We start from the raw sequence: 17,599 nt of genomic DNA, 5'->3' as shown, positions 1-17,599 counted from the left end.
TTGAAATGATCCTTTTTCGTCAATAATGGCGAGAATGACAAACCTTTCATGCATTGCCCGGCACACAGCAACCGGGAGCGGAACCCATGGCACGGTGGCAACGCACGCGCCGGCGTAGCGCCGTGGCGGCGGCACGGCGCGGCAGCAGCCTGCAGCGAAAGCTGGCAATCGCCACCGCGGTCGGCAGCCTTTGCACGCTCGCGCTGGCCGCGCTGGTGATCGCGCGCTCGTTCGGCACCTTCATGGCCGCACGGCAGAACCTCCATGACATCTCGGCGTACCGCGTCGTGCTCGACACGGCCAACGTGCTGTCCGCCGAACGCGGGCCGGCCAACAGCGTGCTGGGCGAACCGCCACTGGCCGACAGCGCCGCGCGCGCCCGGCTGCGCGCCATGCGCGGGCTCAGCGACGCCGCGCTGCAGCGCCTGACCACAACGCCCGCGCCGTCCTTCGGCCTGCATAGCCACCACCTGCCGCCACTGATGGTCGAGCGCGTGCGCGAGCGGTTGCAGCGGGCGCGCGCCGAGATCGACGAACTGGCCGCGCGCCCACTTGCAGAACGCGACATGGAGGCGATCCGCCAGGCCGTCGAAAGCATGTTCGACGTGGTCGACTTGCTGCAGCCCGCCATCGCCTGGCAAGTGCGCGAGTTGTCGGCCTGCCATGAAGGCCTCGCCGCGCCCGCGCTGACCGGCAAGATGCTGGGCGACCTGCGCGAGTACGGCGGGCGCATCGCCTCGCAGATCATGGCGCCCGTGGCGGCGCGACAGCCGATGCCAGTGCAGAGCCTGGTCGATGCCACGCGCTCAAGCGAACGGCTGCTCGTTGTGGGCGGGCCCGGCCAGTTGCGACAGTTCGATGCGGCGATGTACCGGGCCAAGGCGGAGGGGCGCAATTGCGTGCGCGAAGCGCAGAGCGAGGAAGGGGTGCCGGCGGCCTGATCTTGCCGCCGCGGAATGTCGATCGGAAGGGCCTGCGATCGAGACCGTAAACGAAAAAAGGCTCGCTTGCGCGAGCCTTTCCGAATATTGGTGCCCAGAAGAGGACTCGAACCTCCACAGTGTTGCCACCGCTAGGACCTGAACCTAGTGCGTCTACCAATTCCGCCATCTGGGCTTCGTTTCGCTGCATTGCTGCTGCGATGCGAAGAACGAAATTATGCCGCCAGCACCGGGCGGTGTCAACACCTCTCAGCAAAAATCCTGGGGGAGCATCCGCCGGGCCTACTGCGCGGCACCCTGCCGCATGAAATCGACCCGCGCCGGCCGCCCGGGCAGTTGCAGCGCCGCCGTCGCCGGCGGCGTGCTGGCAATCGTCTTGCCGGCCCGCAGCACCCGCAGCCGCGTGGCGCGCAGCCGGATCGCCTCGACCGGGTCGCGCGCCTGCAGCAGCACCAGGTCGGCGCGGCAGCCCGGCGCGATGCCGTAGCCGTCCAGACCAAGGATTTGTGCCGGCGTCGCGGTCACCGCGGCAAAGCAGGCCCGCATCGCCTCCTGCCCGGTCATCTGCGCGACGTGCAAGCCCATGTGCGCGACTTCGAGCATGTCGCCCGAGCCCAGGCCGTACCACGGATCCATCACGCAGTCGTGGCCGAAGGCGACCGGCACGCCCGCCGCCAGCAGTTCCGGCACGCGCGTCATGCCGCGGCGCTTCGGATAGCTGTCATGCCGGCCCTGCAGCGTGATATTGATCAGCGGGTTGGCGATCGCCGCGACGCCGGCCTCGCGCATCAGCGGGATCAGCTTGGACACGTAGTAGTTGTCCATCGAATGCATCGAGGTCAGGTGCGAGCCAGCCACGCGGCCATGCAGGCCGAGCCGCACGGTTTCGCTCGCCAGCGTCTCGATATGGCGCGACAGCGGGTCGTCGCTCTCATCGCAATGCATGTCGACGCGCAGCCCGCGCTCCGCCGCCAGTTCGCACAGCAGTCGCACCGATTCCGCGCCCTGCGCCATGGTGCGCTCGAAATGCGGGATGCCGCCGACCACGTCGACGCCCATGTCGAGCGCGCGCGTCAGGTTCTGCATCGCGCCGGGCGCGCGCAGCACGCCGTCCTGCGGGAACGCCACCAGCTGCAGGTCGAGGTAAGGACGCACACGCTCGCGCACGTGCAGCAGCGCTTCCACCGCGAGCAGGCGCGGATCGCAGACGTCGACATGGGAGCGGATCGCCAGCAGCCCGCGCGCGACGGCCCAGTCGCAGTAGGCCAGCGCGCGTTCGACCAGCGCTTCCTGCGTCAGCATCGGCTTGAGTTCGCCCCACAGCGAAATCCCCTCGAGCAGCGTGCCTGACTGGTTCACGCGCGGCAGCCCGTACGACAGCGTCGAGTCCATATGGAAATGCGCGTCGACAAACGGCGGCGACACCAGCTGCCCGGCGGCATCGATTTCCTCCGCGGCCCGCGCGGCCAGCGCCGGTTCCACCGCGGCGATGCGGCCATCGGCAACGCCGATATCGATGCCGGTGCGCCCGTCGGGCAGGTTGCAGTGCCGCAGGATCAGGTCGAGCATGGCGCCTCGTGACGCGAAGGGTTCAGACGAAAAGCACGGCGCATGATCGCATGGCCGCGCGGGACGCAGGTAGCGCGCGTACGGACGTTTCGTACGGTACGGACGATTTGCTCACCCCTGCCCGTCGGCCAGCACCTGCATGCTCATGGCCTCCGGCGCGAGGCCGCAGCCGCGCAGCAGTAGCGCCACCAGGTGCTCGGTCGCCTGCGCATAGTCCTGCCGCCCCAGCTGGCTCACGCCGAGCACCGCGCATACCTGCGACTCGAAATCGGCATAGGTCTGCGTCGCGGCCCAGATGGTGAAGAACAGGTGCTGCGGGTCAACCGGCGCCATCTGGCCGCTGTCGATCCATTGCTGCACTACCGCGGCCTTGCGCGCCACCAGTTCGCGCAGCGCATGGCGCAGGATCTCGCCGATCTCCGGGGCGCCGTGCAGCAGCTCGTTGGCAAACACGCGCGAGGCATCAGGATGGCTGGCGGACAGCCGCATCTTGGCGCGGATGTATTGCTCCAGCGCCACCTGCGGCGGCAGTTCGGCCCGGATGATATCGGTCTCCGACAGCCACAGCTGCAGCGTGTGGGCCAGCACCGCACGGTACAGCGCCTGCTTGGTGCGGAAGTAGTAGTGCAGGTTCGACTTGGGCACGCCGGCGCGCGTCGCGATCTCGGCCATGGTGGCGCCGGCAAACCCCGCGCGCGCGAACACATACTCGGCCGCGCGCAGGATCATGGCCTGGTTCTCCTGCCGGATGCGGCCGGCGGGACCTTCGTGCGCAAGCAGCGCGCCGTGCATCGGCAGCGGCCGGCGCGATGGGGCGCTGGCGCGCGAGTCCATCAGCGTGTGCCGTAGAGCCGGTCGCCGGCATCGCCCAGGCCGGGCACGATATACCCGTGCTCATTGAGCGTGTCGTCGATCGCGGCGGTGACGATGCTCACCTCGGGATGCGCGGCACGCAGCGCGCGCAGCCCCGGGCGCGAGGCAATCAGGCACACGTATTTCATGGTGGTGACCCCCGCCTCCTTCAGCCGGTTCAGCGCCGCGATGGCGGAATTGCCGGTGGCCAGCATCGGATCGACCACGATGACCATGCGCTCGTGGATATCTTCGGGCATCTTGAAGTAATACTCGATCGGCTCGAGCGTCTCGGGATCGCGGTACAGCCCGATATGGCCGACGCGCGCCGCCGGCAGCAGCTCCAGCATGCCGTCGATGAAGCCGTTGCCGGCGCGAAGGATCGACACCAGGCAGAGCTTCTTGCCCGACAGCACGCGCGACTGCGTCGGCGCGATCGGGGTGCGGATGGCGATGGTCTCCATCGCCAGGTCACGCGTGGCCTCGTAGGTCAGCAACTGGCTGATTTCGCGCACCAGGCGGCGGAAGTTGTCGGTGGTGGTTTCCTCGCTGCGCACCAGCGTGACCTTGTGCTGCACGAGCGGGTGGTCGACGACCAGCACGCCGGGCATGCCGGCAGCATCGTCGTCGGGGGTGGCTACGGCGGGAACAGCGGACATGTCGTTCATCGGGACGCTCCTGATGCCATGTTTGATGCCACGTTTTCCAACGCAAACCTTGTCGGTTGCTGCGCAATCGCAGCGGGCGCAGCCGCGCCCGCCCTGCTCAGAACACAGTGCCGTCGCTGATGATGCTGAACGGCGGCGCGCCGCCCGGGCGCCGCTTGGCGGCAATGCGCCGCCCGGCGGACCAGGTGCCGCCCTCCAGCACGCGCGCCAGTGGGAAGTCGGCTTCCGCCAGCCCCAGGGCCTGGCGCACGCCATCGGCCACCAGATCCAGGCCCGTCACGGTCAGCGCGCGCCATTCGACGATCACGGGCTCGTCCACCGCATGCGCCTGGGCGACAAAGGACGCATCGCGCGGCACCATCAGTTCGAAGTCGAACAGCAGGCCGCCATTGCGGTATTCAGGCAGCCCGGTCAGCGCATCCAGCCCGGTGACCGTCAGGCCCGCGTCTTCCAGTGGCTCCAGCAGCGAATAGGTCAGCCACTGCGTGAGCTTGTGGAACGGCACCAGCCCGCCGGGCGCGGCCGGATGGTGCCAGCAATCGCCCAGCGACACCCCCTCGACCACGATGCGTCCCGGCCAGACCGGCCCCAGCCCCACCAGCAGCGTGCGCAGCAGGAAGCTGGCGTCGAGCCGCTCGTTGACCGCGTGCGCCTTCAGGTAGTCATACAGGTTGCCCAGCCGCGCGGGCCGCCCGAACAGGGCCGGCGTAGCCTCCATCACCTCGCCCAGCCGGCGCAGCAACCCGGCGCGGCCTTCCAGCCCGACCAGCGGGTTGTGCTGGGCCACCTGGAAGGCGTGCGCAATGCTGTCGGCGTCGATGCGCTGCAGCCGCTCGGCATCGGCGCGCAGCGGGTCGCCGGGCGCCGCGGAGAAGCCGCCACGTGCGAACAGGTCGAAGCTGGCCACGCCCAGCCCTTCGGAGCGGGTCAGCACCAGGTCGCTGGCCGGGTCGCGGTAGCGCCAGTCGGGTCCCGCGCCGGCGTCGAGCAGTACGCTCGGGATCACCAGGTCGATGCCGATGCGCGCACGCTCTTCGCGGTGCTCTGGCCCGCTCATGGCGGCACGCTCGCACAGCACATGCCAGCGGTCGACGCGCTGGTCGACGCCGCCGCTCTCGAAGTGGCGCCAGCGGCTGTGGTAAGGCACCTGCAGGTCCGGATAGCGCTGCCGGATGGTGCTGGCCACGTAATCGGCGATCGCATGGACGCGATCGGGGTGCCAGGTAAACAACTCGGACGCGCCGCTGGCCACGTGCTCGGTGACCGCCGCGCAATGCGTGCGCACGGCTTCAGCGCACAGCAGCGCGGAAGCGGGGTGCCCTTCCGGCACAGGGCTGAGCCAGCCCCCGCCCGGACGCATTTCCTCGCCTGCTCCCCGACGGTCCATGCCGCCACGATCCTCTTCGGGATACATTGTCATTCGTTCAACCCCCTGCCCTTTGCCAGGGCGAGTTCATCGGCATCCGGCGGCGTGTAGTGCGTAAAGTAGCCGGCCGCCACCTTGGCGTCGATCTCGACACGGGCGTCCGCCGGGATCAGGGCTTCGGGAATCGCCACCTGCTCGACCACCTCGATGCCCTGCGCCACCAGCGCGCCATGCTTCATGTTACTCATCGACGCCCAACGGTCGATGCGGCGGATGCCCAGCCAGTGGAACACATCCGGCATCAGCTCCTGGAAACGCATGTCCTGCACGCCTGCCACGCATTCGGTGCGGGCAAAGTAAGTCTCGGCGCGATCGCCGCCCGCCTGCCGCTTGCGGGCGTTATAGACCAGGAACTTGGTCACCTCGCCCAGCGCGCGGCCTTCCTTGCGGTTGTAGACGACCAGCCCGACGCCGCCCTGCTGCGCCATCTCGATGCACACCTCGATGCCATGTGCCAGGTACGGGCGGCAGGTACAGATGTCTGACCCGAATACGTCGGATCCGTTGCATTCATCGTGCACGCGGCAAGCCACTTTGGTCTCGGTCTTGCCGAGTTGGCTGACGTCCCCGAAGAAGTACAGCGTCATGCCGCCGATGGGCGGCAGGAACACTTTCAGGTCGGGCCGCGTGACCAGTTCCGGGAACATGCCGCCGGTCTGCTCGAACAGGCCGCGCCGCAACGCGCTTTCCTTGATGCCGAACCGCGCCGCCAGCCCCGGCAGGTGCCAGACCGGATCGACCGCCGCCTTGGTCACGCGCACGTCGCCATTGGCGTAGAGGATGCTGCCGTCCGGCTTCAGCCGGCCGGCAGCCATCGCCGATATCAGCTCGGGCATATTGATATGCGCGCGCGTGACGGCGATGGTCGGGCGGATATCCACGCCCGCCGCGATACGGTCCGCGAAGACGGAGGAAACGAGGTGGCCCCAGGGATCGAGCGAGACGATCTTTTCCGGATCGGCCCACTGCGGGTGCGGGCCGATGGCCTCGGCGGGTGCCGTATCGGTCAGGTCGGGGCGATGGTCGCGCTGCAGCGAGCCGGAGGCAACCGCCAGTGCGCGGTAGATGGCATAGGCGCCGGCGTGGGTGCCGATCACGTTACGTTGCGCGGGGTTCGCCAGGCTGGCAATCACGGGGCCGCGTTCGGCGGCGGTGGGTGCACCCCAGTGAATCGGCTCGGCGGGCTTGTCGCGGCGCGCGTGCGAGGTGAGGACGATATGGTCGGACATGGCACCCTCGGTTCCCGGTGGAATCCTGACCAAATGGTCAGGTTTACGATTCCATACTAGGCAACGTTCATGCCATCGCCCAATGCCGGTTTACGCGAGTTTTGCCGCGCACTGTATGGCGCCGTACGCAAGCGGGGCGGCGCGCATGCACGCATGGCGTGCCGGGGACATGACGCCGACGGTGCGCGCGCACCAGCAGGAGGCAATCTGCCGGGCGCGCAGGCTTGCAAGGCTTACATAGTAGGACGGCTCGCCGAGCCGCGTGCGTCCGACAGCCAGACCCACGCCGCGCGCAGCGCTGCCAGCGGGCTTGCGCTTTCCACGTAGCGATGAAAGAGCGCGCCGGCAACGTTGCTCAGCGCCCACGCCGTCGCCATGCCCAGCGCGTTCAGCACCGGCTGCCCCGGCGCAAGGTTCGACACCAGCGCATTCACCAGCAGGCACACCGGGAAATGCACCAGGAAGACCGAATAGGAAATGCGGCCGAAGAATCCGACCACATGGCCGCGCGGCCAGCGCTCCATCCAGCCACCGCGGCGTGCGACCGCCAGCAGCAGCGCGGTAGCCAGCGCCACGGCGATTCGCAGCCGGAAATCGACGATCAGCGCCGCCAGCGCCACCGCGCCGAGCACCAGCAGCGGCATGGCCGAACGGCCCGGGTTCGAGGCCCACCACGCCAGCGTGCCCATGCCATAGGCGCCAAAGAAGTACACCGCCCAGATATCCCAGGCGGCATCACGGTTGAACCAGAACAGCGACGCGACCGCCAGCAGCGCAACCACGCCGATGCCGGCCGCGGCGCCCGCCTGCGCCTCGCGCGGCGCAAAGGTGCGAGCCGCCCACAGCGCCATCAGCAGCAGGCCGAACAGTTGCAGGTCGATCGCGACGTACCAGACACCGGCCGACAGCGCATCGACATCGAGCACGTTATGCAGCAGCGTGAGGTGCGCCAGGAACTGCATCAGGTGCGGCGGGGCCGGAATCGATTCATGGATCATCCATTGCCGCGCCAGCGCGGCGCCGGCAATGCTCAGCAGCAGCGCCGCGGCGAAGGGCACGATCAGCTTGAGGTAACGGCGCCACAGCATCGCCAGCGGATGCTCGCGGATTTCCAGCCGGCCGTGCGGCGCTAGGCTGCGCGCGGCCAGGAAGCCGCTGATCACCAGGAACACCTGGACCGCGATGCGGGCGTAGTCATACAGCCAGTCCACCAGGCCCGGCGCGAGACGGTAGGCCGTGTCGGACATCGGGCCGTAGAAGGCGAGATGGTGCAGCACGATCAGCTGGGAACTGACCGCCTTGAGCGCGTCGATGCAGGGCAGGCGTGACGGACGGGGGCTCATTGTTCTTGGAGTCTGACAAAGCGCACGAAAGGCGCGATTCTACCTGTTTGCCCTGATTGACATGTGGCGTCACATCCACAAATTGCGGATTGGTTACACACTTGCCGCGATTGTTGCCGACTCTGCTCACTCTGAAAGTCATGTCTCAACAAGGAAGCATTTGCTTATGACGACTTTGTCCTTCACCCATCGAAGGACCGGGTATACCCTAGCGACTTTGCCGCACCATCGGCCAGCTACCCGGTTTCCCGAATGTCCGTCTCCGTCCTGTCTTCCCTGCTAACCCGCTTGTCCCGCGCCCGTCGCCCGCTGGCGGCGCTCGCCTTCGGCGTCATCGCCTCCGCGCTGATGCCGGCTGCCGCCAATGCCCAGTCGCAAACGCCCGTGCTCGACAAGATCCGCGATTCCGGCACCATCGTGCTGGGCTATCGAGAATCGGCGCTGCCCTTTTCCTTTGCCGACGACAAGGGCCAGCCGGCTGGCTACGCGGTCGAGCTGTGCCTGCGCGCGGCGGAAGCGGCGCGCCAGAAGCTGGGCCTGAAAGACCTGAAAGTGCGCTGGATGCCACTGACGCCGCAGAACCGCATTCCCGCGGTGGTCAACGGGCTGGTCGACCTCGACTGCGCTCCCAACACCAATTCGCTCGAGCGCCAGAAGCAGGTGGCCTTCAGCGTCTCGCACTACGTCTCGACCGTGCGCATGCTGGTCCGCGCCGACTCGGGCATCCGCTCGTTGGGCGACCTGCGCGGCAAGAACGTGGTCACCAGCGCGGGCTCGACCGGCGACCGCCACGTGCGCCGCCTGAAGGACCAGTACGGCTACCACGACGTCTACGCCAAGGATCATGGCGAGTCGTTCCTGCTGCTCGAGTCCGGCCGCGCCCAGGCCTTCGTGATGGATGACGTGCTGCTGGCCGGCCTGCGTGCCCGCGCCAAGGATCCGTCGCAGTACGTGATCGTCGGCCCGTCGCTGTCAATCGAGCAGAACGCGCTGATGCTGTCCAAGGCCGATCCGGAATGGAAACGCCTGGTCGACCAGACGCTCGCCACGGCCTTCACCGGGCCGGACGTGATCGCGCTGCAGAAGCGCTGGTTCCAGCAGCCCATCGGCAGCCGCGGCATCAACCTGGCGCTGGCACCGTCCGGCGAGGTGCGCGCGGCCTGGAAGCATCCGTCGGACGCCGTCACCGAGTAGCCCGGATTTCGCCAAAAAGGCCCCGGCCGCAAGTGGTCTGGGGCCGCAATTCAGGGTTTCCATGAGAGTGCCGCGCCGGGCAAGCCCCAAGTTGACAGCGACAAACGATGTTGGCGACACTGGCCTGAGCCATCCCTGCGTGGGACAGGCCACATACACGACCGCCCGACGGCGGCATTTCTCAGGAGAAACCATGAACAAGTTTGTCGCCACCGCGATCGCGCTCTGCCTTGGTGCAGCCTCGCTGGCCGTTCACGCGCAGGCAACCGGCAAGAAGCAGTTCGATACGTATTCCCAGGGTGCCAAGTCGGGCGAGAAGTTCGACCCGTACTCGCAGGGTGCCAAGGCCGGCGACAAGTTCGACCCGTACAGCCAGGGCGCGAACAAGAGCACGCGCAGCGACCTGAACCCCGCCGCGCCGGCCGCGGAGCCCAAGCCGGCCAAGAAGTCCTCCAAGCAGAAGGCCAAGAAGAAAACCCCGGCGCCGGCTGCCAGCTGAACCGCAACGGCTGTCCAGAAAAAAACCCGCCTCGGCGGGTTTTTTCCATCCTGGCCAGGCCAACCGCTGCCTAGGGAGCCTGCGTATCGCGCTCCAGCGCGGTGACGTCGATGCGCTGCACATTGCCATCCTGCCGGACCTCCGTGCGCAGCACGAAGGCGTCGGACGGACAGTACCAGTCGGTCACATGCATCACCGACGGTTCGACCTGCACGACTTCCTCGCCCACGATCACCGGCCCCAGCGACGTCCGCTTCTCATAGGTGATAGGCAAGCATTCCTTGCGCCCCATGACGGTCTCGATCATCTGGCGGCGGCCAACCTGGCGCGAGCCGATATGGATCGACGCATGCAGCGCGCGCATGGTGCTGACCACTTCATCGGAGCCAAGGGGGTAGACCCTGAGCGAGACGCTGGACTGAAACGTCTCGCCGTCGAGCATGCTGCCTTCGCGCAGGTCCATGCCGGCGTAGTTGAAAACGCCCTTACCCCGGAACGAGGCTTCGCCGTACATGCGCGCATAGCGCGCGCGGGCATTGATGACGGCATGCTGGCTTTCGATGCTGGTCTGGTCATTCGGCGTGCGCCGGTCGATCACGACCTCATGCACCTGCTCCATGATCACCGGCGGCCCCATCAGCGCCGACATTGCGGACTTGGAGCTGACCGTCAGCTGCGCGCGGCAACCGGATGCGCTGCGACCGACGTCGCGCAGCGTCATGCGGATCGACATCGGCAACGCGCCGTCGCCCTCCATCTGCACATGCGAGCCGGAGCGGAACCAGGGGGCGTTGCACAGCACGGCTGCCGCCGACGCTGCCATCTGGGTGGCAGCCACCTGCGCGGCGGCGCTGACTGCGGTCGCTGCCGCACCGCCGGTTGCGGCCGGCTGTGCCCCCGCCGGCATGGCCAGTACCATGCCCGCGACCGCGGCGAAGCTTGCCAGCCGGTATTGCTGCGCCTTTGTCTTCACATGAATCCCTGTCTAGAATGACCTGGCGCCCCCGAAATCGCGCCCGGCCTGCCAGGCCCGCCTGGCCACTCAGATTATTCGTGTTTTTCGGGCAAGTGGCTATCTCGCTGACCCTTGGCGTAGCTTGCGCCACCATCCGTGACCGCCGGGTTTTTCTCGTGTACCGGCCCGCACGTGGGCCCAGAGGGAGGTTCCATGCTGATCGGCGTTGCGTTCCGCCTGCGCCGCGCGCGTCCGGCCGCCGCCGGCATGCGGGCGGCCTGAACGCCACCCGGCAGCCCGGCTGGCCCTGCCGGCGGCGGACTGCCGCCCAAGCCCTCGCGCCTGACGGAGCACCCCTGCCGCCGTGCTACCATTGCCCGCCGCGCGTGCCCCCGCGGCGGCTGTGGCGTCCCAGGCGCCTGGCAGCGGCCATCGGCGCAGTCATCCCGCAGCGCTGCCGCCTGGATCTGACAAAGCCGCCAGCGGCTGTCCACCAACGGACGGCGCAAAGCGTTGTGATGGCTTCCCGTCATCGTGCACCCACGCAAGACCATCCCAAATCGTGATGTTTTCCAGGAGCTCTATGCGTAGTTCATCGACCTCGCGGTATGCCGGGCTGTCCGTTGGTACCACCACCAGTGCTGTCGTGCTGGTCAGCCTCGCGATCCTGCTGGTCTGGTTCGGCACGCTCGACATGCGCCACCTACTGCGCTCGGACGAGGGCCGCTACGCCGAAATCGCCCGCGAGATGTTTGTCACCGGCGACTGGGTGACGATCCGCTACCACGAACTCAAGTATTTCGAGAAACCTCCCTTCCACCTGTGGGTGACCACGCTGGCCTATACGCTGTTCGGCGTTGGCGACTGGCAGGCGCGCCTGTGCGTGGCGCTGTCCGGCATGGTCGGCCTGGCCATGACCATGCTGGCCGCGGCGCGCTGGTATGGGCAGCGCGTGGCGCTGCTGGCCGGACTGGCACTGGTGGCGGCGCCGATGTGGAATGTCGCCGGGCATTTCAATTCGCTGGACATGACCCTGGCCGGCGCGATGGCGTGCGTGCTGGCCTGCATGCTGCTGGCGCAGCACCCCGACGCCACGCCCGCGGCGCGGCGCAACTGGATGCTGGCGTGCTGGGCCGCCATGGGCGTGGCGGTGCTGGTCAAGGGACTGGTCGGGCTGGCGTTGCCGGGCCTGGTGCTGGTGGTCTACACGCTCGTCACGCGCGATTTCGGCCTGTGGCGCAGGCTGCATCTGCTGGTCGGCGCGGTAGCTCTGCTGGCCGTCACCGTGCCCTGGTTCTGGCTGGTGTCGGTGCGCAACCCTGAATTCCCGCATTTCTTCTTTATCCACGAGCACTGGCAGCGCTACACCTCGCACGTGCACCAGCGCGAAGGCGCGATCTGGTTCTTCGTGCCGCTGCTGCTGGCGGGCTTCATGCCCTGGCTCGGGCTGGTGCCGCAGATGTGGCAGGCGGTGCGCGAGCGCGCCGGCGTCGCTCGCGGCACTTCGCCGCGGCCGTTCCAGCCCGCGCTGATGGCGGCGCTGTGGGCCGTAGCGATCTTCGTGTTCTTCAGCCTGTCGGGTTCCAAGCTGCCGGGCTATATCGTGCCGATCTTCCCGGCGCTGGCGCTGCTGGCCGGCGTGGCGCTGGACACGGTCACGGAACGCACATGGCGCTGGCAGGTCAATGCCATGATTGCGCTGGGCGTGGTCGGGCTGCTGGCATGCCCCTTTGTCGCCATGCTGGACAAGCCGAGCACGCCCAACGCTGTCTACCGCGAATTCACGCTGTGGATCGGCATTGCCTTTGCCATCATGCTGGCCGGGGCCGTGGCTGCGCGGCGGGTGCTGCGCACGCGCGGCGTGTTCCCCAGCATCGTGGTGTACGCGCTGGCAATGTTCGCCTGCTGCACGGTGGCGCTGCGTGGCCATGAAGCAATGGGCCGGCCCAGTTCCGGCGCGGACCTGGTGCCGGCGATCAATGCCGTGCTGACGCCGGCTACCCCGCTTTACAGCGTGGGCATGCTGGACCACACGCTGCCGTTCTACCTGCGCCGCACCGCGATCATGGTCGCGCATCAAGACGAACTTGAATTCGGCATCGGCCAGGAGCCGCGGAAGTGGATCCCGACCATCGACGGCTTTATCTCGCGCTGGCAGGACGGCCAGCGCGCCGTGGCGATCATGATGCCCGATACCTACGAGGCCCTGGCCGCGCGCGGCGTGCCGATGCACCGGATCGCCGGCGACCGCCGACGCGTGGCGGTCGCCAACTTTGCACTGCCGGGCGAAGCCCCGCACGCGCCATCCCAAGGACACTAACCCTGCACGACCCGGCGCCATGACGCTTTCGACTTTCCTGTTTATCGTTACCGGCGTGCTGCTCAATGCAGCCGCCCAACTGCTGCTCAAGGCCGGCGTCAACGCCATCGGCGCGATCACGCTGGACCGCGGCACGCTGCTGGTCACGGCGCTGCGCGTGCTGACGCAATGGCCGGTGCTGGCCGGCCTGACGCTATATGTCGTCAGCGTTGGCGTGTGGATCGTCGGGCTGTCGCGCGTGGACGTTTCGGTCGCCTACCCGATGCTGTCGCTCGGCTACGTGGTCAACGCGCTTGCCGCCTGGTGGCTGTTCGGCGAGATGATCGGCCCCTTGCGCGTGGCCGGCATCCTGCTGATACTGGCTGGCGTCTTCCTGATCGCCCGCTCCTGACCTGGCCGCCCGGCGCCTTTGCCCTATTCCCTCCGATCGGGACCGATTTTTCTTTTCACGCCCATGACTGCTTCCGCTGCCGCCAACCAGCCCGAATTCCTGCCTTTTGTCCGGCCCGAGATCGATGCCGCGGCCATTGCCGATGTCGGCAAGGTGCTGGCCTCCGGCTGGATCACCTCCGGGCCGAAAATGCAGGCCTTCGAGGCCGCGCTGTCGGACCTGTTCGGCGGGCGCCCCGTGCGCACCTTCGCCAACGGCTCAGCGACGATGGAAATCGCGCTGCGCATTGCGGATATCGGTCCCGGCGATGAAGTCATCACCACGCCGCTTACCTGGGTCGCCACCGCCAACGTGGTGGTCGCGGTCGGTGCGCGCCCGGTGTTCGTCGACATCGACCCGCGCACGCGCAACCTCGACCTGGACGCGGTCGAGGCCGCGATCACGCCGCGCACGCGCGCGATCATGCCGGTGTATCTGTCGGGCCTGCCGGTCGACATGGATCGCCTCTACGCGATCGCCCGCAAGCACGGCCTGCGCGTGATCGAAGACGCGGCGCAGGCGATCGACTCGCGCTGGCAGGGCCAGCGCATCGGCGCCATCGGCGACCTGGTCAGCTTCAGCTTCCAGGCCAACAAGAACATCACCACCATCGAGGGCGGCTGCCTGGTGATGAACACGCCGGAAGAAGCGTTGCGTGCCGAACGCCTGCGGCTGCAGGGCGTGATCCGCACCGGCATGGACGGCATGGACGTGGAAGAGCCGGGCGGCAAGTTCAACCTGACCGACGTCAATGCCGCGGTGGGGCTGGCGCAGCTTGCCAGGCTCGATGCCATTACCGCGCGCCGCGCCGAACTGGCCGAGGCCTACTTCCGCTGCGCTGCCGACCACGGGCTAGCCGGACTGGGCATCGAACTGCCGCAGCCGCTCGACGCGCAGGCAGCCACCACCAACTGGCACATGTTCCAGGTGGTGCTGCCGACCGGGCGCATCGAAGGCGGGCCGGCACAAGCGCGCCAGAAGGTCATGGAAGCCCTGCGCGAGCGCGGCATCGGCACCGGCGTGCACTACCCGCCCATCCATCTTTTCACCTACTACCGCTCGCTCGGCTGGCGCGAAGGCATGCTGCCGCACGCCGAACGCATCGGGCGCGGCATCGTCACGCTGCCGCTGTTTCCCGCGATGCAGGCCACCGACGTCGAGCGGGTCTGCGCAACCCTCAGCGAAACATGCAAACGTCTCTCCAAATGAGCCCGGTCGAAGTTTCGGTCGTCATTCCGGTCTACAACGAAGAAGACGGGCTGCAAGCCCTGTTCGACCGCCTTTATCCGGCGCTGGATGGCCTTGGCGCCTCGTACGAAATCATCTTCATCAACGATGGCAGCGTCGACCGCTCGGCGGCGCTGCTGGCCGCGCAGTTCCACAAGCGCCCGGAAGTGACCCGGGTGGTGCTGTTCAACGGCAACTTCGGCCAGCACATGGCGATCCTGGCGGGCTTCGAGCATACCCGCGGCAAAATCGTGATCACGCTGGACGCAGACCTGCAGAACCCGCCGGAGGAAATCCCGCGCCTGGTCGACGCGATGCGCGCCGGCCACGACTACGTCGGCACCATCCGCCGCCAGCGCAACGACACGGCGTTCCGCCGCTACGCGTCGCGCGCGATGAACCGGTTGCGCGAGCGCATCACCAAGATCCGCATGACGGACCAGGGCTGCATGCTGCGCGCCTATGACCGCAACGTGATCGACACCATCAACGCCTGCCGCGAGGTCAACACCTTTATCCCGGCGCTGGCCTACACCTTCGCTTCGAATCCCATCGAGATCGAGGTCGGCCACGAGCCGCGCCATGCGGGCGAATCGAAGTATTCGCTGTACCAGCTGATCCGCCTGAATTTCGACCTGGTGACCGGCTTCTCGATCGTGCCGCTGCAGTGGTTCTCGGCAATCGGCACGATCCTGTCGCTGTTCTCCGGCGTGCTGTTCGTGATGCTGCTGCTGCGCCGCTTTGTACTGGGCTCGGAAGTGCAGGGTGTGTTCACGCTGTTCGCCATGAACTTCTTCCTGATCGGCATCCTGCTGTTTGGCGTGGGCCTGCTGGGCGAGTACGTCGGCCGCATCTACCAGGAAGTGCGCGGCCGCCCGCGCTACCGCATCCAGGCGGTGCTGGAAAAAGCTGGCCCGGCTCACGCCGCACCGGCCCGCACGGGCCTGGAGCCATGATGCGCGCCGTCGTCTTTGGCTACCACAATGTCGGCGACCGCTGCCTGCGCGTGCTCCATGCGCGCGGCGTGGAAGTGGCGCTGGTCATCACGCACCGCGATCGTGCCGACGAGAATATCTGGTTCCGCCGTGTTGCGGACACCGCCGCGGAGCTGGGCCTTCCTGTCATCTACGGCGAGGACCCTGCCGATCCCGCGGTCGCGCAGGCAGTGCGCGATGCGCGTCCGGACGTGATCTTTTCCTTCTACTATCGCGCGATGATTCCGCCGGCGGTGCTGGCGCTGGCCCCTGGCGGCGCCTTCAACATGCACGGCTCGCTGCTGCCGAAGTATCGCGGCCGCGTTCCGGTGAACTGGGCGGTACTGCACGGGGAGACCGAGACCGGCGCCACGCTGCATGCGATGGAGGCCAGGCCCGACGCCGGCTATATCGTCGACCAGACCTCGGTGCCGATCCTGCCGGACGACACCGCCGGCGAAGTCTTTGAAAAGGTCACGGTGGCCGCCGAGCAGACCCTGTGGCGCGCGTTGCCGGCGATGCTCGCCGGGCAGACGCCGCAACGTCCCAACTTGCTCGCCGAAGGCAGCTATTTTTCCGGGCGCAAGCCGGAAGACGGCCGCATCGACTGGAGCCAGCCGGCCGCCACTGTCTACAACCTGATCCGCGCGGTCGCGCCGCCCTATCCCGGCGCGTTCACCGAGGTGGCCGGAGAGCGCTTTGTCGTGGCGCAGGCGCGCCGCCTTCAGGCTGGCCCCGCGAACGCCGCCGGCGGGTTGCCGCCCGGCCTGCACGTGCATGACGGCAAGATCGTGGGCCTGTGCGGAGATGGCGGCATGGTGCTCGTGACCGGATTGCTGGCGCATGACGGATCGCCCGTCACGCCCGATGCCTTTTTCCAGATTCTCAAAAAACAAACCAACGAGGAAAACCGATGAAAAAGGTCCTGATTCTCGGCGTCAACGGCTTCATCGGCCATCACCTGACGCGCCGCATCCTGGAAACCACGCCGTGGGAGGTCTACGGCATGGACATGAACACGGACCGCCTCGGTGACCTCGTCGACCACCCTCGCATGCACTTCTTTGAAGGTGACATCACCATCAACAAGGAGTGGATCGAGTACAACATCCGCAAGTGCGATGTGGTGCTGCCGCTGGTCGCCATCGCCACGCCGGCCACCTACGTGCGCCAGCCGCTGCGCGTGTTCGAGCTGGATTTCGAGGCCAACCTGCCGATCGTGCGCGCCGCGGTCAAGTACGGCAAGCACCTGGTGTTCCCGTCGACCTCGGAGGTCTACGGCATGTGCAGCGACGAAGAATTCGACCCGGAAGCCTCGCCGCTGGTCTACGGCCCGATCAACAAGCCGCGCTGGATCTATGCCTGCTCCAAGCAGCTGATGGACCGCGTGATCCACGCCTACGGCATGGAGCAAGGCCTGAACTACACGCTGTTCCGTCCGTTCAACTGGATCGGCGCGGGCCTGGACTCGATCTTCGAATCGAAGGAAGGTTCATCGCGCGTGGTGACGCAGTTCCTCGGCCATATCGTGCGCGGCGAGCCGATCAAGCTGGTCGACGGCGGCGCGCAGCAGCGTGCGTTCGCCGATATCTCGGACGGCATCAGCGCACTGATGCGCATCATCGAGAACCCCAACGGCATCGCCAGCGGCAAGATCTTCAATATCGGCAATCCGGCCAACATCCACTCGGTGCGCGAGCTGGCCGAGATGATGCTGAAGATGGCGGGGGACTATCCCGAATACGCCGAGGAGGCGCGCAAGACCCAGATCGTCGAGACCTCGTCGGGCGACTTCTACGGCAAGGGCTACCAGGATGTGCAGCACCGCGTGCCGAAGATCGACAACACCATCGACGAGCTGAGCTGGAAGCCCGAGGTGAACATGGAAGCGTCGCTGCGCCGCATCTTCGAGGCCTATCGCGGCAAGGTGGTCGAAGCCCGCACGCTGGTCGACTCGGCCAACTGAGCGCGC

General features: G+C 67.3%; 16 protein-coding genes and 1 tRNA gene. 9 read left to right on the top strand and 8 right to left on the bottom strand.

What is annotated here, in order from left to right; translation table 11 throughout:
* The first annotated feature begins 86 nt into the window (after positions 1-86).
* Entirely contained in the window at positions 87-941 is an 855-nt protein-coding gene (locus tag LPA45_RS18050) for a hypothetical protein (protein WP_317922365.1), read from the top strand.
* An 88-nt stretch (positions 942-1,029) separates the two neighbouring features.
* Here LPA45_RS18050 and LPA45_RS18045 read toward each other — a convergent pair.
* From LPA45_RS18045 to LPA45_RS18015, 7 genes are all read right to left on the bottom strand, one after another.
* A tRNA-Leu gene (locus LPA45_RS18045) sits at positions 1,030-1,116 on the bottom strand.
* A gap of 107 nt (positions 1,117-1,223) precedes the next feature.
* Complete coding sequence (locus tag LPA45_RS18040) at positions 1,224-2,510, bottom strand: amidohydrolase family protein (RefSeq protein ID WP_317922366.1); 1,287 nt, start codon at positions 2,508-2,510, stop codon at positions 1,224-1,226.
* A 111-nt stretch (positions 2,511-2,621) separates the two neighbouring features.
* The gene (locus tag LPA45_RS18035) at positions 2,622-3,344 is read right to left on the bottom strand and encodes a TetR/AcrR family transcriptional regulator (protein ID WP_116321479.1); all 723 of its coding nucleotides are present in this window, start codon (positions 3,342-3,344) and stop codon (positions 2,622-2,624) included.
* The gene (gene upp, locus LPA45_RS18030) at positions 3,344-4,030 is read right to left on the bottom strand and encodes a uracil phosphoribosyltransferase (protein WP_116321480.1); all 687 of its coding nucleotides are present in this window, start codon (positions 4,028-4,030) and stop codon (positions 3,344-3,346) included. The genes LPA45_RS18035 and upp overlap by 1 nt, the downstream gene beginning before the upstream one ends.
* Positions 4,031-4,127: 97 nt before the next feature.
* Positions 4,128-5,450: a URC4/urg3 family protein gene (locus LPA45_RS18025; RefSeq protein WP_317922368.1), complete on the bottom strand. Its 1,323-nt coding sequence runs from the start codon at positions 5,448-5,450 to the stop codon at positions 4,128-4,130.
* Complete coding sequence (locus LPA45_RS18020) at positions 5,447-6,685, bottom strand: GTP cyclohydrolase II (protein WP_116321482.1); 1,239 nt, start codon at positions 6,683-6,685, stop codon at positions 5,447-5,449. Before LPA45_RS18020 ends, LPA45_RS18025 begins: the two co-directional genes overlap by 4 nt.
* Before the next feature lie 233 nt (positions 6,686-6,918).
* On the bottom strand, positions 6,919-8,028 hold the full coding sequence (locus tag LPA45_RS18015) for an acyltransferase (RefSeq protein WP_116321483.1): 1,110 nt from the start codon (positions 8,026-8,028) through the stop codon (positions 6,919-6,921).
* A 252-nt stretch (positions 8,029-8,280) separates the two neighbouring features.
* Here LPA45_RS18015 and LPA45_RS18010 point away from each other — a divergent pair, with 252 nt between their 5' ends.
* Entirely contained in the window at positions 8,281-9,222 is a 942-nt protein-coding gene (locus LPA45_RS18010) for an amino acid ABC transporter substrate-binding protein (protein WP_116321484.1), read from the top strand.
* Between the two features lie 193 nt (positions 9,223-9,415).
* Positions 9,416-9,721 carry an amino acid ABC transporter permease gene (locus tag LPA45_RS18005; RefSeq protein WP_116321485.1) on the top strand — a complete coding sequence of 102 codons (306 nt, stop codon included), beginning with the start codon at positions 9,416-9,418 and terminating at the stop codon, positions 9,719-9,721.
* Positions 9,722-9,791: 70 nt separating this feature from the next.
* Here the strand turns inward: LPA45_RS18005 and LPA45_RS18000 are convergent, their stop codons facing one another.
* Positions 9,792-10,694 (bottom strand): hypothetical protein, encoded by a 903-nt coding sequence (locus LPA45_RS18000; RefSeq protein WP_116321486.1) that lies wholly within the window; start codon positions 10,692-10,694, stop codon positions 9,792-9,794.
* A 565-nt stretch (positions 10,695-11,259) separates the two neighbouring features.
* Between LPA45_RS18000 and LPA45_RS17995 the strand changes: the two genes are divergently transcribed.
* The 6 genes from LPA45_RS17995 to LPA45_RS17970 all read left to right on the top strand — a co-directional run bounded on the left by LPA45_RS17995 (position 11,260) and on the right by LPA45_RS17970 (position 17,593).
* Positions 11,260-12,996: a glycosyltransferase family 39 protein gene (locus tag LPA45_RS17995; protein ID WP_317922370.1), complete on the top strand. Its 1,737-nt coding sequence runs from the start codon at positions 11,260-11,262 to the stop codon at positions 12,994-12,996.
* 19 nt (positions 12,997-13,015) lie between these two features.
* Positions 13,016-13,387 carry an EamA family transporter gene (locus LPA45_RS17990; protein WP_029049238.1) on the top strand — a complete coding sequence of 124 codons (372 nt, stop codon included), beginning with the start codon at positions 13,016-13,018 and terminating at the stop codon, positions 13,385-13,387.
* A gap of 63 nt (positions 13,388-13,450) precedes the next feature.
* Positions 13,451-14,635, top strand: a complete 1,185-nt coding sequence (locus tag LPA45_RS17985) for a DegT/DnrJ/EryC1/StrS aminotransferase family protein (protein ID WP_317922373.1) — start codon at positions 13,451-13,453, stop codon at positions 14,633-14,635.
* On the top strand, positions 14,614-15,609 hold the full coding sequence (locus LPA45_RS17980) for a glycosyltransferase (RefSeq protein ID WP_116321489.1): 996 nt from the start codon (positions 14,614-14,616) through the stop codon (positions 15,607-15,609). The genes LPA45_RS17985 and LPA45_RS17980 overlap by 22 nt, the downstream gene beginning before the upstream one ends.
* A complete protein-coding gene (locus tag LPA45_RS17975; RefSeq protein ID WP_317922381.1) occupies positions 15,609-16,544 on the top strand; it encodes a formyltransferase in 936 nt (311 codons plus the stop codon). The genes LPA45_RS17980 and LPA45_RS17975 overlap by 1 nt, the downstream gene beginning before the upstream one ends.
* A complete protein-coding gene (locus tag LPA45_RS17970; RefSeq protein ID WP_271815730.1) occupies positions 16,541-17,593 on the top strand; it encodes a bifunctional UDP-4-keto-pentose/UDP-xylose synthase in 1,053 nt (350 codons plus the stop codon). The genes LPA45_RS17975 and LPA45_RS17970 overlap by 4 nt, the downstream gene beginning before the upstream one ends.
* The last annotated feature ends 6 nt before the right edge of the window (positions 17,594-17,599 follow it).

The sequence above is a fragment of the Cupriavidus sp. Agwp_2 genome (assembly GCF_040784895.1).
Lineage (GTDB): Bacteria > Pseudomonadota > Gammaproteobacteria > Burkholderiales > Burkholderiaceae > Cupriavidus.
Note: the sequence above shows the minus strand (reverse complement) of the source record. Positions and strands in the feature narration are given on the sequence as shown.